Source organism: Flavobacterium sp. DG2-3 (genome assembly GCF_030730925.1).
Lineage (GTDB): Bacteria > Bacteroidota > Bacteroidia > Flavobacteriales > Flavobacteriaceae > Flavobacterium.
Genome location: NZ_JAVAMB010000003.1, coordinates 271295 through 285931 on the forward strand (window position 1 = coordinate 271295; position 14637 = coordinate 285931).

17 protein-coding genes are annotated in these 14637 nt (G+C 33.9%); 3 read left to right on the forward strand and 14 right to left on the reverse strand.

Annotation, left to right across the window (positions count from 1 at the left end; genetic code table 11):
- The first annotated feature begins 4 nt into the window (after nt 1-4).
- Nucleotides 5-2233, forward strand: coding sequence for a beta-glucosidase BglX (bglX, locus tag Q9Q97_RS07145; protein ID WP_306155872.1), 2229 nt, complete (start codon nt 5-7; stop codon nt 2231-2233).
- A 94-nt stretch (nt 2234-2327) separates the two neighbouring features.
- Here the strand turns inward: bglX and Q9Q97_RS07150 are convergent, their stop codons facing one another.
- Nucleotides 2328-2585 (reverse strand): hypothetical protein, encoded by a 258-nt coding sequence (locus tag Q9Q97_RS07150; RefSeq protein WP_306155873.1) that lies wholly within the window; start codon nt 2583-2585, stop codon nt 2328-2330.
- 272 nt (nt 2586-2857) lie between these two features.
- Between Q9Q97_RS07150 and Q9Q97_RS07155 the strand changes: the two genes are divergently transcribed.
- The gene (locus tag Q9Q97_RS07155; protein ID WP_306155874.1) at nt 2858-3613 is read left to right on the forward strand and encodes an NUDIX domain-containing protein; all 756 of its coding nucleotides are present in this window, start codon (nt 2858-2860) and stop codon (nt 3611-3613) included.
- A gap of 30 nt (nt 3614-3643) precedes the next feature.
- Nucleotides 3644-3964 carry an MmcQ/YjbR family DNA-binding protein gene (locus Q9Q97_RS07160; protein ID WP_306155875.1) on the forward strand — a complete coding sequence of 107 codons (321 nt, stop codon included), beginning with the start codon at nt 3644-3646 and terminating at the stop codon, nt 3962-3964.
- 77 nt (nt 3965-4041) lie between these two features.
- Here Q9Q97_RS07160 and Q9Q97_RS07165 read toward each other — a convergent pair whose 3' ends face one another.
- From Q9Q97_RS07165 to Q9Q97_RS07225, 13 genes are all read right to left on the reverse strand, one after another.
- Nucleotides 4042-4650 (reverse strand): alpha-ketoglutarate-dependent dioxygenase AlkB, encoded by a 609-nt coding sequence (locus tag Q9Q97_RS07165; protein WP_306155876.1) that lies wholly within the window; start codon nt 4648-4650, stop codon nt 4042-4044.
- Nucleotides 4637-4882, reverse strand: coding sequence for an Ada metal-binding domain-containing protein (locus tag Q9Q97_RS07170; protein WP_306155877.1), 246 nt, complete (start codon nt 4880-4882; stop codon nt 4637-4639). Before Q9Q97_RS07170 ends, Q9Q97_RS07165 begins: the two co-directional genes overlap by 14 nt.
- Before the next feature lie 151 nt (nt 4883-5033).
- Nucleotides 5034-5738 (reverse strand): 2OG-Fe(II) oxygenase, encoded by a 705-nt coding sequence (locus tag Q9Q97_RS07175; protein ID WP_306155878.1) that lies wholly within the window; start codon nt 5736-5738, stop codon nt 5034-5036.
- Nucleotides 5735-6490 (reverse strand): SDR family oxidoreductase, encoded by a 756-nt coding sequence (locus Q9Q97_RS07180; RefSeq protein WP_306155879.1) that lies wholly within the window; start codon nt 6488-6490, stop codon nt 5735-5737. The genes Q9Q97_RS07175 and Q9Q97_RS07180 overlap by 4 nt, the downstream gene beginning before the upstream one ends.
- Before the next feature lie 227 nt (nt 6491-6717).
- On the reverse strand, nt 6718-7560 hold the full coding sequence (locus tag Q9Q97_RS07185; RefSeq protein WP_306155880.1) for a methylated-DNA--[protein]-cysteine S-methyltransferase: 843 nt from the start codon (nt 7558-7560) through the stop codon (nt 6718-6720).
- A gap of 164 nt (nt 7561-7724) precedes the next feature.
- Nucleotides 7725-8189, reverse strand: a complete 465-nt coding sequence (locus Q9Q97_RS07190) for a GNAT family N-acetyltransferase (RefSeq protein ID WP_306155881.1) — start codon at nt 8187-8189, stop codon at nt 7725-7727.
- Between the two features lie 25 nt (nt 8190-8214).
- Nucleotides 8215-9174, reverse strand: a complete 960-nt coding sequence (locus tag Q9Q97_RS07195; protein WP_306155882.1) for a Fic family protein — start codon at nt 9172-9174, stop codon at nt 8215-8217.
- A 99-nt stretch (nt 9175-9273) separates the two neighbouring features.
- A complete protein-coding gene (locus Q9Q97_RS07200; protein WP_306155883.1) occupies nt 9274-9606 on the reverse strand; it encodes a multidrug efflux SMR transporter in 333 nt (110 codons plus the stop codon).
- Between the two features lie 39 nt (nt 9607-9645).
- Nucleotides 9646-10725 carry a WG repeat-containing protein gene (locus tag Q9Q97_RS07205; protein ID WP_306155884.1) on the reverse strand — a complete coding sequence of 360 codons (1080 nt, stop codon included), beginning with the start codon at nt 10723-10725 and terminating at the stop codon, nt 9646-9648.
- Nucleotides 10726-10735: 10 nt separating this feature from the next.
- Nucleotides 10736-11020, reverse strand: a complete 285-nt coding sequence (locus tag Q9Q97_RS07210) for a hypothetical protein (RefSeq protein ID WP_306155885.1) — start codon at nt 11018-11020, stop codon at nt 10736-10738.
- 31 nt (nt 11021-11051) lie between these two features.
- Nucleotides 11052-11390, reverse strand: coding sequence for a hypothetical protein (locus Q9Q97_RS07215; protein WP_306155886.1), 339 nt, complete (start codon nt 11388-11390; stop codon nt 11052-11054).
- A gap of 18 nt (nt 11391-11408) precedes the next feature.
- A complete protein-coding gene (locus Q9Q97_RS07220) occupies nt 11409-11999 on the reverse strand; it encodes a hypothetical protein (RefSeq protein ID WP_306155887.1) in 591 nt (196 codons plus the stop codon).
- A 296-nt stretch (nt 12000-12295) separates the two neighbouring features.
- Nucleotides 12296-14614, reverse strand: a complete 2319-nt coding sequence (locus Q9Q97_RS07225; protein WP_306155888.1) for a patatin-like phospholipase family protein — start codon at nt 14612-14614, stop codon at nt 12296-12298.
- Nucleotides 14615-14637 lie beyond the last annotated feature (23 nt).

The window sequence follows — 14637 nt, forward strand, 5'->3', positions numbered from 1 at the left end:
AACTATGAAAAAAGTAACAACAATTACGCTGTTTATGCTTTCGCTTATGGCGTCGGCACAGCAGCAGTCAATAGATCAAAAAGTCAATGATCTGTTGAAAAAAATGACAATTGAAGAAAAAGTAGGCCAGCTGAATCAGTACACTGGCGATAATCAGGCAACTGGGCCAATTACAATCAACCCGAACAAACAAGCCGAAATTAAACAAGGCTTAATCGGTTCGATGCTGAATGTTATCGGAACAAAATATACCAGACAATATCAGGAATTGGCAATGCAGTCAAGACTTAAAATTCCATTGTTGTTCGGACAAGATGTTATCCATGGCTATAAAACCACTTTTCCGCTTCCGTTAGCAGAAGCAGCAAGTTGGGATTTAGAAGCTATAGAATTAGGAGCAAGAGTTGCGGCAATTGAAGCAGCAGCAAGCGGAATCCACTGGACATTTGCTCCAATGGTTGATATTGGACGTGATCCGCGTTGGGGACGTGTAATGGAAGGTGCAGGAGAAGACACTTATTTAGGTTCTAAAATCGCTTATGCAAGAGTAAAAGGTTTTCAAGGAAATAAACTAGGGGAATTAAACTCTGTAATGGCCTGCGTAAAACACTTCGCAGCTTATGGTGCTGGAGTTGGAGGAAGAGATTACAACTCGGTTGATATGAGCGAAAGAATGCTTTTAGAAACGTATTTGCCTCCATTTAAAGCCGCTTTAGACGCTGGAGCAGCAACTTTCATGAATTCATTTAATGATATTAACGGAATTCCGGCAACTGGAAATGCGCATTTGCAGAGAGATATCTTAAAAGGAAAATGGAACTTTCAAGGTTTCGTAGTTTCAGATTGGGGATCAATCGGAGAAATGGTGGCACACGGCTATTCTAAAGATCTTAAAGAAGCGGCTTATGCTGCGATTACAGCAGGAAGCGATATGGATATGGAAAGTAATGCATACCGTAAGAATTTAGCAGAGTTAGTAAAAGAAGGAAGAGTTTCTATTGATTTGGTTGACGACGCGGTACGACGTATTCTTCGCAAGAAATTCGAAATGGGATTATTTGATGATCCTTACAGATATTCTGATGCAAAACGCGAAGAGAAAGCGTTAAACAATCCAGAGCACAGAAAGGCTGCACGCGAAATGGCAGAGAAAAGTATCGTTTTATTAAAAAATGAAAACCAAACTTTACCAATTTCGAAAAATACAAAAACAATCGCCTTTATTGGGCCGATGGTAAAAGAGTACAAAGAAAATATGGGATTCTGGGCGGTTGAACTTCCAGAAGTTGACTATAATAAATGGATCGTTTCGCAATGGGATGGTTTGCAAAATAAAGTAGGCAAAAACACCAAATTATTGTATGCAAAAGGATGTGAAATAGAAGGAAACAATAAAGACGGCTTTGCAGAAGCGGTAGCAACAGCAAAACAAGCAGATGTTGTCATTTTGAGTATTGGTGAAAGACGCGATATGAGCGGTGAGGCAAAAAGTCGTAGCGATTTGCATTTACCAGGTGTTCAGGAAGATTTAGTAAAAGCGGTTATGGCAACAGGAAAACCAGTTGTAGTTTTAATAAACGCTGGAAGACCTTTAGTTTTTAACTGGACTGCAGATAATGTTCCAGCAATTGTTTACACTTGGTGGTTAGGAACAGAAGCAGGAAATGCAATTGCAAATGTATTGTTTGGAGATTACAATCCGTCTGGAAAATTGCCAATGACGTTCCCGAGAGAAGTAGGACAGGTGCCAATTTATTACAACCACTTTAGTACAGGAAGACCTGCTAAAGATGAGAATTCAACCAACTATGTTTCGGCATATATTGACTTGAAAAACTCTCCAAAATTCCCTTTCGGATACGGTTTAAGTTATACAACATTTGATTATTCTGGCTTGAAATTATCTTCAACTAAAATCAAAAGCAATGAAACAATCAAAGTTTCTTTCCAATTGAAAAACACTGGAAAAGTGGCGGGAGAAGAAGTGGTTCAATTATACTTAAAAGACAAATTTGGATCTGTAGTTCGTCCAGTTTTAGAATTAAAAGATTTTCAAAAAGTGAAATTAAATGCAGGTGAATCTAAAACAATCGAATTTACAATTGATAAAGAAAAACTTTCGTTCTACAATAATAAATTAGAATGGGGTGCTGAACCAGGAGATTTCGAAGTAATGATCGGAGCTTCATCAGCAGATATAAAACTAAAAGCTGATTTTGAATTAGCAAATTAAAAAAATGGGGTCTTAAAGACCCCATTTTTTTTGGAATAAATAAACTCACCGAAGTGAGGCAATCAATATAAATTATTATAAATGTGTAAAGGACTTACTTTAAAACGGTATTAATAAAATCCATTGCACCAATTCCTTTATAAGATGCATACAAAGCTTTCTCATAAGCTTCTCTCTTCGCTTTCTTATCTTTTACATCAGTTTCAACAATCATTTCGTTGAAAATTCGTTCCTGTTCTTCACTATATTTTAGAGATGCTTCCAAAAGATAGGTTTTCGAAACAAAACCAAAAGACGACCATATCGAAGTCCTGATTTTTTTATTGATGTTTTTTAAAGGATTGGCATTCATAGCTTCTGTATTTAAATTTCTACACTCACTTTGAGAAAAATGGAAACAGCTTGTATTATTTTTCTTTATTTTCTAACAATTAAAATCATTAATGTGTTATTATGACGCAATGTACTTATTTTTTTTAAATTTGATTTTAAATTTTCGTTAAAATTGTGATTTCAACACTTCTATTTTTAATGAAAATCATCCCTTTGTTTTACGAAAAGATTTTAGTTCTATAAAAATGAAGTAAATTGCAGGGTTATTAAAAGAAAGTTTATACAAAACAGATGTTAAAAGACATTTTAGATAATAACGAAAACTACCAGCCAGGACTGTCAATAGATTGTGTCATTTTTGGTTTTCATGATAATCAGTTAAAAGTTTTATTGATTAAAGTGGAACGCGCCAATAAATGGTCCCTGCCTGGCGGATTTATTCCTGTAGATCAGGATATTGATACCGCCGCGATTACAATATTAAATGGCAGAACAGGTGTTGATGGCGTATTTTTAAGACAATTTGCAACCTTTGGAAAAGTAAATCGTAACCATCAGCATTTTGATAAAAAAACACTCGAATACCTGCAGATTGAAGAAGAAAAGGGAAAATGGCTCACGCGACGTTTTGTAACAATTGGCTATTATGCTTTGGTCGATTTTTCTCAAATTCTTCCAAATCCGGAAGGCAGATTTGAAGTTGTAGAATGGATTGATCATAAAGAAGTTCCTGAGCTTATCTTAGATCATAGAGAAATTTTGGATAAAGCGTTGGACACTTTAAGAACAGAATTGAATTTAATGCCTATTGGTTACAATTTATTGCCCGAGAAATTTACGATTCCGGAACTGCAAAAGTTATATGAAACCATTTTGGATAAAACACTGGACAGGCGAAACTTTCTTAGAAAAATTACCAATATCGGAATCCTTAACAAACTCGACGAAAAGAAAAGCAACGTCGCACACAAAGCTCCAAACTTATATTCTTTTGATAAAGAAAAATACGATGAGGTTCTTAAAAACGGACTGAATCAAGGCTGGTAAAGTAAACTTTTAATCTTAAAAATGATGATTATGGTTTCAATTGAAGAATTTAGAAAATTAGCGCTATCATTTCCAGATGCAACCGAAGAGCCTCATTTTGAGAAGACTTCTTTTCGAATCAAAAAGAAAATTTTTGCGACTTTTGACAAAAAAAACAATCACGCTGTTTTAAAATTAAACGAAATTGATCAGTCAGTTTTTTGTGCATCAAGCGAAAAGATTTTTTACGAAGTTCCAAACAAATGGGGAAAACAAGGTTGGACAATTGTTGAACTTACCAGAGTAAGACCCGAAATGTTTGAAGACGCTTTGATACGTTCTTATGAAAATGTCGCCACAAAAAAGAAATGATTATAGAATTAAGAATTAAGAATTAAGAATTAAGAATTACACTTAATTTTCTTAATCTCTTAATGGTGAAAATATTTTTATCGAACAATAGTTCTAAACGTCAAATTAACTCTAGGTTTTTGAGTGCTTTTTGTTGGCGGCAATCGATGCAGCCAATGTGTTTGGGTTTCATCTTTCATTACCAACAAACTCCCATGTTCTAGAATCAATGAAACAACTTCTTTAGATTCTTTGTGTTTGAAAGCAAATTTGCGTTCGGCACCAAAACTTACGGATCCGATCGCTCCATTTTTCTTCAAATCTTTTTCGGCATCGCTATGCCAAGCCATTCCTTCTTCGCCAGTATGATATAAATTCAGCAGACAAGAATTGAACGTTTCTCCTGTTTTTTCTTCAATTTTCTTTTTTAATTGTAAAAGTTCAGGAGTCCAAGGAAGTGCTTTTTTCGTCGTATTCGAATACGTATATTCAAATTCCTGATCGCCGTACCAAGCTACTTTTCTTTTGGTTAGAATTAATTTTCCGAAAATAACGGCTTCATCATTTTTCCATTCAATAGAATTGAGCAAAATATCGCGGTAGAAATCGGCATCTTGTCTGGAGAATAATTTTCCATAATAATTTACCGTTCCATCTTTTGGAAGCAGATTCGTAGTTTCGTCTATTTGAGGATTAAATAAGTCCATTTTTCCAGTTTTGATATTCGGTTTTCATGCAATGTCCACAAGGTCTAAAGCCGTTTTGTTTGGCTTCATTTTCAGAAGAAAAGAAAACCCGATTTTCGCGTTTCATTCTTTTTCCCGAAGAACATTTCAGCGTTCCGTAAATTTTGAGTTTTTGGTTGCCGCCAAAGCAAATTTCGCCATTTTTAATTTTATGAAACAATTTAGAATCGGATATTTTTTGATGATTAATCATAAGGTTATGAGTTTTGTATTGTAGAGACGCACTGCAGTGCGTCTACGTTTTGTAATTTTTCGCCACGAATTGCACTAATTTCCACGAATTAATTTTTAAATATTGAGAATAAAAATTTGTGAAAATTTGTGCAATTTGTGGCAAAAAAATATCAGGACAAAGCATCGTGAAAAATAATCCCCAGCGTATATCTTTCACCAGAATGAACTTCGCTTACGCCATGTTTCATATTTACTCTATAATAACCTTTTGTTCCTTTGACAGGTCTGAAATTAGTCGTAAAAACAAGAACATCTCCTTTCTTAGGTTTTAGAACTATGGCTTTAGATTGCGCTCTAGGAGTTTGTTGCGTCAAAACAAATTCACCACCACTAAAATCTTTGTCAGGTTCATTTAGAAAAAGCACAATTTGAATCGGAAAATAAACATCGCCATATAAATCCTGATGCAAAGTATTGAATCCGCTTTTTCCGTATTTTAGAATTAAAACGGTCGCTTTTAATTGATCGTTTTCATGACATTGCTGCAATAATTCAGAATGAGTTTCTGGAAATATGGTGTTGATATTTAAGGCTCTCATCCAAGCATTGGCAATCGGCGCAAGTTTTGGATAAATCGAAGTTCGAAGATCCTGAATTAAATCTGGCAGCGGATAATTGAAATATTTGTATTCGCCTAAACCAAATCGATAACGTTCCATCACAACTGTTTTCCGATATAAATTGGGATTGTCATAATCGAATTTTAAATCTTCACATTGCTCGTTATCAAGAATATTTGGAATAATGGCAAAACCATTTTCGTGCATAGATTCGGTGATGTTTTCCCAGTTTAGAGATTCTATTTTTGTTTTCATGATTTTGTTTTTGATAAACCTCCGTCAACTCTTAATTCGATTCCATGAATATAAGAAGCATCATCTGAGGCTAAGAATAAAGCCGTTTTGGCAATTTCTCCAGGTTCCCCAAAACGCTTAAATGGGAGAGTGGGTGTAACAGCATCGATCGTGTTTTTGATGTTTTCTTCGCTTAAACCAGTATTGTTGAAAATATTAGTTGCGATATAACCCGGACTGATTCCGTTTACCCTGATTTTCTTTGGAGTACATTCGGCAGCAAAAGTTTTGATAAAGGATTGAACTGCTGCTTTTGAAGCAGTGTAAATTGACATATTAGATTGCCCGATGTCAGTTAAGAAAGTAGTGTTTAAAATAATCGAACCTCCTTCTTGCATTAACGGTAAAATTTGCTGAACAGTAAAAAATGTTCCTTTTACCAACATATTAAAAACCTCATCAAACTCTTGGATTGTTACATTTTCAATAGGATTAAATTTGCCATATCCTGCGTTTACAAACAAAACATCAATTTTATCGGTATGTTTTTTAATTTGATTTTGCAGTTCGAAAATATCTGATAATTGTCCTGCATTAGAAACAATTCCGATGGCATTTTTGCCTAATTCTTCAACGGCTTTATGTACGGTTTTTTCACTACGTCCGGTTATAATTACTTTTGCGCCGTTGTTAATGAATTCTTGCGCTGTTGCAAATCCCATTCCGTTGGTTCCGCCTGTAATAAAAGCAATTCTGTTTTTTAATTTTTCCATTTTCTATGATTTTAGAATGCAAAGTTTCTAAAATCGGAAAAGCTAAAAAATCCGAAACTTGCGGTGTTTTGGGTTAAGTTTTTCTGCCACGAATTCACGAATTTTATTTTTAAATGCGTTACCTGGTATTATTCTAATTAATTCGAAAAAAATAATCTCAAAGATTTTAAAAATAATTCGTGAATTGCTTCGCCTGTTCGCTATCGCTCGAGTCGTGGCCAAAAAAATTAAAGATTTATCTGCGCGCCTTCCCAGCCAATTATGGCTGTTTTTCGGGTGTTTCCCCACATATAACCTCCGAATATTCCAGAAGACTGAATTACGCGATGACACGGAATCAAAAACGCAACTGGATTACTACCAATTGCTGTTCCAACTGCGCGTGATGCATTTGGTTTCTGAATTTGATGTGCAATAGAACCGTAAGTAGAAAGCTGTCCCATTGGGATTTTCAGCAAAGCTTCCCAAACTTTCAATTGAAAATCGGTTCCTTTTAAGTGTAGTTTAATTTCGGATAATTTACTCCAGTCGTTTTGAAAAATAAATAGCGCATTTTGCTGTGCTAAATCCAGTTTTTTAGAAAATTGAGCATTCGGGAACTTCTCTTTCAGAACTATAAAGCCTTTTGCTTCATCTTCGGCGAAAGCCATAAAACAAACACCTTTTTGGGTAGAAGCCACAATAATATTTCCAAACGGACTTTCGGCAAAACTGTAATTAATGGACAGATTTTTTCCACCGTTTTTGTATTCTGCCGGTGTCATTCCTTCAATATTTACAAATAAATCGTGCAGACGGCTGGTTCCTGAAAGACCTGTTTCAAATGCAGTTTCAGAAATAGTTGCCTGATTTTCTTTCAGTAATTTTTTGGCGTGTTCGATACTGGTATATTGCAAAAATTTCTTCGGACTCGTGCCTGCCCATTCGCTAAAAAGTCTTTGAAAGTGAAACGGACTCAAATGTACTTTTTCTGCCACCTCATCAAGATTAGGCTGGTCTTTAAAATTTGCTTTGATATAATCTATAGCTTCGGCGATACGATTATAATTGATGTTTTCCTGTGTGTTCATCTTCATTCAATTTTATAATACAAATATCGATTGGTTTTTAAAGGTATAAAATCCGAAACTTGCTGTTCTTTTTGCCACAAAGGCGCAAAGGCACTATTTTTTTAAGTATTACAAAGATTAATAATTAAACTTTGTGCCTTCGCGCCTTTGTGGCATAAAAAAAATCACGATAATTTCTTCTCCATTTTATAATTGATCAGTTCAACGTTTTCGCGAATATTTTTTTGTTTAGCTTTAGCAAGAAATCCTTTCTTTTCGAAAAATGGTTTTGCAGTGATGCTGATATCAGACGTTATAATTTTTGAGTTATGTTTTCTAGCTTCTAGTTCTAATTCGTTTAGGATTTTATCTGCAATTCCTTGTCGTTGAAAATCTTTATGAATATAGAAGAAATCAATATAATTGCTGTCTTTTAAAGTTCCGAAACCTACAATTTGATTTTCTATTATTGCTAATAAAACAAATTGTGTTTTAATGACTTCAAGCCAGCGTTCTGTATTGTTTACACCCGAAGACCAAACTTTTCTTTGCTCTTCATTATAATCGTTTTGACAAACTGCTTGGATGGTTTGCACATACAACTGCTGCATCTCTTCAAGGTCTGAAATTGTTGCTTTTTTTAAAATCATAGAAAATATATTATTTTAAAAAAAATTACTCTGCATTTAAAGTATATTTACTCGTATTGTGATTTCCTGTTATATTAAAAAGTTTTAGCGCTACTCCTTTCTTTAAATCTCTACTGGCTGTTGCAGCTGAAATATCTTTAAATACATGCATATAATCTTTGCGAGTAAACTCTTTAATACCTAACAAATAAAAATACTCTAATCGATCAATATCTTTGATTATTCTATTGTCATAGTCCAATAGACTCTCTAAAGATTTATGAATTACATCAAGCATATATTCAATAAAGGGAGTAGATTTTCCAATATTATCGCTAATGGCTAATGCTTTATAATAATTGTCTTGTGTTTTGCTTATCAAGGTTTCAAAAGGTAAAAATTCAAATACAGGATACTTCTCCATTAAAATAACGGTTTGCCATAATCGTCCCATTCTTCCATTTCCGTCTAGAAATGGATGAATAAATTCCATTTCATAATGAAAAACGCAGCTTTTAATTAAAGTTAATTCCTCTTTATTTTTTAAGTAATCAAATAAATCATTCATCAAAAAAGGTACATTTTCATGTGGAGGAGCTATATGCGCGACCTTTGTACCTTTAACAATACCAACACCTTGTTTTCTATAATTTCCAGCATCTAATACAAGATCTTTCATTAATTGTTGGTGAGCTAATAAAAAACTTTTTGAAGAAGAAGCTTTGTATTTTGATAAACCGTCATACACTCTAATAGCATTTAAAACTTCTAAAACATCTTTTTGTGGTCCTATAACCCTTTTGTTTTCTATTAAAGCAGTTATCTGATCTTCAGTTAGAGTATTTCCTTCAATTTTTAGAGAAGAGTGAATGGTTTTAATTCTGTTTTGTTTTCTTAACTGTGGAGAATGTTTGTCAAGATAAGTGGCATTTAAAGCACCAATCTGTTCAGAAATTAAACTAATTAGCTTTAATATAGTAGGAGTAATGTCATAAGGCGGCTTCATGATAGTATCATTTGATACTATCAAAGATAGAGCATAAGTTTTGAATTGAGCGGTTAAAACTTAAAAAACTTCACGTCTTTGTGGCTTCGTGGCATTTTTCTAATGCGCCACAGTCTTAGAAAAAACATTAATTACAATCACGCCAATTACGATTAATGCTAAGCCAATAATAGCAGGCAAATCTGGAATTTCTTTGAAGAAAACAGCACCAATAATAGTGATTAAAACAATACCAACTCCCGACCAAATGGCATACGCAAAACCAACTGGAATTGTTCTGATTGCAAAACTCAAACAATAAAAAGCACCGCAATACCCAATTATAGTAATGATACTGGGAATCGATTTTGTAAATTCTTCTGATTTTTTTAATGCTGAGGTTGCGATGATTTCGAATACTATCGCCAAGAATAAAAATAGAAAATTCTTCATAGTTCGCTTTTTTACAAAGTTAAACTTTAATCTAGAATCTTATTTAAGAACTTCTTTTTTAAGCGAAACACTAATTAATCTATAGCCATTTTCTGTCCGCAAAAATTCAAAGTGATCTTGCCCGAAATCGGTTTTGTTTTTTGAATTAATTACGATATCCATAGTTGGATATTGCCAATCTTTAGATTCGTTGCAATTGTTGAAATAAATGTCGTATTCCTCTGATTCGTAAATGAATTGATTTAATCCATCAGAAGAGATAAAGTAGTCTGTGTTTTTAGAATTTAACTGCTGTAATTTTAGTTTTAAAAGAGTATAATTCTGTTCAATAAATTTAGTTTTAGATTTGCTGATCCAGCCGTCGGGCTCTTTCCAATACGTGATTTTATCGAAAGAATATTTTTCTAAATTGGCTTTGGATAAATTAGGAAGAAAAGTATTTTTCAACCAATGTGTGAATTCTTTTTCATAATTAATAAAAGAATAATATTGGCCGTCGACTCCAAGAAAGCTTTCCTTAGTTACATCTTTGCTTGGTTCCTTTGTTTTTTCTAAGGAATAGTAATTAAGATTGTCGTTGTACGGAAAATTTTCTACTAGGATTTTGTTATGAATGTCAATTAGAAATTCAGTTCCGCCTTTCCAGAAAAAATGTTCTCCATCTTGCTGTTTCTCTGCGTCTTTTAAGACAACGATTAGGCCATTTCTAACTTTGGTTAAAGCGCTGTATTGCGCTGGGATTACAATTTTTCCTTCACTGTTAAAGATTCCCATTTTATCTGTTTTGCGATCTGTAAATCTTATGAAACCTTCATTTTCGCAATCTGGGCCATTGTCAAAAACATACAAACTGTCGCGTCCAACTATTTTTCCTTGTTTGGTTAGGTAATAGCTTTTCCATTTTCCGTTTTCTTCTTCAGAAACCGCTATGATATTTTCGAATTTTTGAGCAGTTGTAAAACCTGTAAATTTTGGTTCTATTTTTATTGTTCCGTTTTTGTCTTTAAAACCGATAAGTGTTGTGTCTTTATTTGGGAATGAAGTCCAAATATCATTGCTTTGCGCGAAAACAGAGCAATTTAGGATAACGAATGCAAAAAACGTAATAATCTTTCTCATGTAATCGTATTTATCTGAGATGGGTCTCTAATTCATTACTTTTTGCTTCATCAAAACAATCGGAGCAAAGCATTTTGAAATCGGCTAAGTTTTGAAAGGCGTCAGTCCATTCTTCACCATTATCGAGAAGATATTGTTCACAGGAATTACACCACGCAATTTGTGGCAGATCTCCTTCGGCTTCAGAATAGAAAAATCCAACTTGGTTTTTTGAATCTATTGCTGTTGCGATATGAATACAAGCGAAAGACATTTCTTTTGAGCCGTGCAAATCGCACATAATTTTCTCGATCATTCTATGTTATTTTGAATTTTAAAAAGTAATCCTACATTACTTCAATTAACTTAAATCTTAAGCTATTATTGTAGAATTCGGTATGTAAAGTTAGTTCTGTTTCCTGATTATCTTCGGTAAAAAGTTTTGCTTCGATGCCCAATTTTTCGCCAGAATTGTATTTAAAGACAATGAAATCGGTTATAAGAATTTTTAGTTTGGGTAAATCCTCTGTTCCAAAGTAGTCGAATAATTCTTCTTTGATTTCTTCAAAAACAGCTTGATTGATTTCGAACTTACTATTTAGATTTTCAAAATTCATTGTATTTATATTGGCAACGAATTGAACGTTGAGGTCGAATGCGGTTTGAATTATGTTTTCGTTGGTCATTTAAATGATTTTAATTAATCAGTTTGTTTTTAAATTTTGCAAAAGAGCTTTGTTTATATCTTCTTGACTTTGTTTTCTGGCTTTTTCTTCTTGTTCCTTTTTTTCAAGTTCAGATTTCTTAGTTAATAAGATTGTATTTTCATTTTTTAAATCATCAATTTTCTTAGAGCTTGTCTCCAATTCACCTTTTGATTGAGTTAGTTTTTCTTCAGATTTTGCTATTTTTTGTTTGGCTTTTTCAATGCTTTTTTGCGTGTCTTCATTTAAATTTTTATCTGAATGCTCAAGTGTTTCTAATTGTTTTTTCTGTTGTTCCAATTCAGAATTTAGCTTTGCATTTTTTTCTTCGAGTTTCTTTTTGTTTTTTTCTTCTTTGGCAATCTTTTTTTCTGTTAGCTGAATTTTAGACATTGACTGGCGATTCATCATAGTTTGCATGAACCATTGCTGGTCGGCTCTGCTGCGTTCACTTGCCCATTGTTGATTTTGCCTCTGCATTTGCATATTCATGTTTCGCGCTTGCTGTATATGAGAGTTAAAGTTGCTACTTTGGGCAGAAGCAAAAAAAGGAAAGAGAATTAATAAGATTAAAAATAAATGTTTTTTCATAGTTGGATTTCGGTTAGTTATTCCATCCAAATTTAAATTTATATTTCAATAAAATAATAATAATCTGATTAATTCTGTTATTTGTAGCACACCCGTTTGCGTGAGGGATAGGAGTTGGCTACCGAAGTAGCGCGGATAGCCCGACAGCAACCCGATAAAAAGGGGCATGTGCGCAAAGTGAATTACCATTTTTATCGGGGTGGTGGCACGCCCAAATTAATTTTAGATTTCTGATTTTAGATTTCTGATTTTAGATTTTGGAATTTGGGTTTTGAAATTTTGGATTTTTAAAATCTTTATGGATTAAACGATAATCCGACACTAAAAAACAATCTTACTTTTTCGATATTATTTATCCATGAGGTATCAAAAATGATTGGCCCTAAAATGGATTGGTAGGAGATTGCGGCTCCCCCTGATAATACAAGACTAGTATCCATGTTGTCATCCCATTTTCCTTTTGGATTAAAGGCGTGATCTAGATATTCGTTAAAAGTGTCAAAGCCAACAGTTGCAACTTTAAAATGAGGTGTCACATAAATTTTTCCTGTAATATTGATTTGAGATGCCAATTTAACACCCATGTATTGTGTGACATTGAGTTCGTCTTCGTGAAGGCCAGGAAATGAAAAACGATTACTGCCAGAGCTTGGTATAATGCCACCAACGAAATATTTTGCAGCATAGCCAAATCCTGAAAATGGAATATCATCTTGTTTGAGTTTATCTTGAAAAATAAAATAAGAATCAAATCCTAGGATTCCTGTAATTTTCTTTTTTATGGGTAATCTCTTTTCATAAGTAAAACCAAACTTGGTGTAACCATTTGTTGAACCAGAAATGCTGGTTAAATCTGGATCAGAAAACGAGGTTTCGAGATCGGTAAGGAATGATCGCGCTACATTTGATTTTATAATGGTTCCTTCTGTAGCAAAGAAAACCTTATCCATATCATTGTAGGAATAGTGCAAATTAAATTCGATGTTGTTAAAACTGTAGTTGTTTATTGAGAGGGAGTTAGGATTATATTCTCGGTCATATTTTGGTTTTAGATTAGTGTAGCTATAATTTAGTCCAAAACCTACATAGCTTTTTAGGGAGTTTAAATTTCGGTTTACTTCATTATTGAATTCAAGAGCATTGTACAATATATTGTCTGAAGCCTTGCCATTGATGTAAATTTCTTGTCTCAGAAAAGCTCCGTAACCTTCTGTTGCCCACCACCATTCTCTGCGTCCTCCAAAGTTTTTCTGATAATTGATTCTCACTTTTGGCTGTTCTGCAATATCGGCAGTTATAAGAAGGCGGGAAGCATCTGCGAGAATGTTTCTTCCGGTGTAATTAAAAATGATACCGACTCCTCTGTAAGTGTCGTAATGTACAGAATTGCTAAGCTGATTTTTGGCACGCTCAAACCCAAATAAGTTGATGCCGAGTTTGTCTTTGTCTTCTATGAAATAGCTGTACGTAATCTCTTCAAATAGATTAGTCCCCATAGCTCTGTTAATTCCAGCAATTAAATCTTTGGTGGTGTATTTTACATGTGTTTTAAGATTTGTTCTTCCTACAACCAAAGGCATGTTTTCGGGACTTATTCTTCTATAAACGATAGTGTCAAACACAAATTCTTTTGGCATCTCAGGCAATGCGTGAGTTCGTTGCGGAAATGCTTTTAGCTTTTCAGATAAAGAAATTAATGCCGGGAGATTTTGATTTGTGGCTATTTTACCGTCTTTGTAAATTTCATTACTTTTTGCAAAATCAGCAGTTGAGAATCGTAAATTGGGGAAGTGATCTACTAATATATTACAAAGATCACGGTTTGCAGGATTCTTAATATTACTCGGAAACATACTGGTTTGCATTAACACCGTCATAATGTTATTCAGTTTGTCTAATGGTTCCATTCCGCCTCCCACGTCACTTCCAATGATAATGTCGGCACCCATTTGTTTGGCAACATCTGTTGGGAAATTATTTAAAACTCCTCCATCTACCAATATTGATTTCCCATAAGGCATTGGCTTGAAAATAGCAGGCAATGACATACTTGCTCTCATGGCATAAGCTAAACTGCCTTTGCTTAAAATAACTTCTTTTCCTTCAACCAAGTCTGTGGCCATGGCTCTAAAAGGTATTGGAAGGCTATCGAAATCTTTTACATTGTATACCGGAAAGGTTAATTCAGAAAGATATTCTCTCAAATTTTGGTCATTTAAAAGGGAACCAATACTGTTCAGTTTTCCGTCTTTAACCCCAATTCCGACTAAATATCTTTGAAATTCTCTTTTTTCTTCTACACTTACAGATCGTAACGATTGACCTCCGCCTAGAAGTTTATCCCAATAAATATTTTTGGTAATTTTTTCGATACTGTCTCCAGAATATCCCATCGCGTACAATCCGCCTATAATGCTTCCCATACTATTTCCAACAATAAGATCGGGAACAATGTGTAGCGAATCCAGTTTTTGCAAAAGCGGAATATGGGCAATTCCTTTTGCTCCGCCACCACTTAATACTAATACAACTTTAGGTTTCTTTTCCTGAGAAAAAATGATATGCGGAAGAGTTAGTAAAAAGATGAAGACGAATAAATAAGATATTTTTTTCAAAGTATATTGTTTATGTCGTTGAG